Source organism: Pseudomonas sp. 43(2021) (assembly GCF_017490805.1).
Lineage (GTDB): Bacteria > Pseudomonadota > Gammaproteobacteria > Pseudomonadales > Pseudomonadaceae > Aquipseudomonas.
Genome location: NZ_JAFGYJ010000076.1, coordinates 1 through 1,430 on the forward strand (window position 1 = coordinate 1; position 1,430 = coordinate 1,430).

Annotated in this window: 2 protein-coding genes and 1 pseudogene; all 3 read right to left on the minus strand. The window is 52.9% G+C overall.

Features of this window, described 5'->3' with window-relative positions:
* Positions 1–248 (minus strand): protein ren (locus tag J5M71_RS25905; protein ID WP_194505632.1); only part of this gene is annotated, 248 nt, incomplete at its 3' end.
* The gene (locus J5M71_RS25910; protein WP_000788910.1) at positions 245–946 is read right to left on the minus strand and encodes a replication protein P; all 702 of its coding nucleotides are present in this window, start codon (positions 944–946) and stop codon (positions 245–247) included. The genes J5M71_RS25905 and J5M71_RS25910, both read right to left, overlap by 4 nt.
* A pseudogene (locus J5M71_RS29420) lies at positions 943–1,430 on the minus strand (Replication protein O); the annotation flags it as partial. The gene J5M71_RS25910 and the pseudogene J5M71_RS29420, both read right to left, overlap by 4 nt.

Genomic DNA, 1,430 nt, shown 5'->3' on the forward strand with positions numbered 1-1,430 from the left:
GCACTCTGGCGACACTCCTTAAAAACCAGGTTCGTGCTCATCTTTCCTTCCCGTTCTTCCCTGGTAGCAAACCGGTAATACACCGTTCGCCAGACCTTACCTTCGATAACCAGAAGTCCTGCCCGTGCCATTTTAGCCGCGGCCTGATTTATGCTGGTTACTGTTGCGCCTGTTAGCGCGGCAACGTCCGGCGCACAGAAGCTATTATGCGTCCCCAGGTAATGAATAATTGCCTCTTTGCCCGTCATACACTTGCTCCTTTCAGTCCGAACTTAGCTTTGATTTCTGCGATCTTCGCCAGAGCCTGTGCACGATTTAGAGGTCTACCGCCCATGACAGGAAGTTGTTTTACTGGTTCAGGGATCGCCTCACCACGGTTAATTCTCGCAGTCATATGGACAAGCTCATCTGCGGCCTTACGGCGTAATTCCGCATCAGTAAGCGCATTGGCCCGCATGTTCTGATACAGGTTGGTAACCAGCCAGTAGTGCGCGTTTGATTTCCACGGATAAGACTCCGCATCCGGATACAGGCCTCGCTTCCGGCAATACTCGTAAACCATATCAACCAGCTCGCTGACGTTTGGCAGTCCGGCGGTAACGGATGCTTCTTCCCGGCACCATGCAACAAACTGCCCGGGTGATGGCAGAAATGGTCGATTCTGCCGACGGGCTACGCGCATTCCTGCGTTAACCTGTTCCATCGTGGTGATCCCGTTTTCCCGAAAAGCCAGAACCCACTGGCGACGGATTTCGTTCACTTCGTTCTGGTCACGGTTAGCCAGGCTCGCCGGGAAAGTTGCCAGTAACTGGCTGAACACACCGTTGATGATCTGCGCTACCTGCTGTACCTGCGGCTTTTCGTCGTACTGTTCCGGCATGTTGTTGGCGATCCGACGCATCTGCTCACGGTCAAAGTTAACCATCTGTGCGGCGATGTTTTTCATAGATCCACCCCGTAAATCCAGTCTGTGTTTGTCAGGTCGAGTTTTGGTTTGCTGGCTGTCACGCCTGCCTGTTGCTTGTTACGGTTGATTTCGAGTTGGGTCCACTTATCGCGGAGTTTGGCCGGGCTCAGCACGTTACCGGACCAGAAGTTGTCCTGGCATGCCCAGCGGAACAGCACACACATGTCGCGGTGGTTACGTCCGTCACGTTCACGCATCAGGCGGATATCGTTAGCCCACCCAGCAAAATTCGGTTTTCTGGCTGATGGTGCGATAGTCTTCACCATGTCAAACAACCACTCTGCGGCGGTCAGGTCTTCTGCTGTCCCCCACTTGCTGCCGCTCTGAATTGCAGCATCCGGTTTCACCACAGAAAGGTCGTTTTCTGGCTGGTCAGAGGATTCGCCAGAATTCTCTGACGAATAATCTTTTCTTTTTTCTTTTGTAATAGTGTCTTTTGTGTCCCCCTGTTTTGAGGGATAGC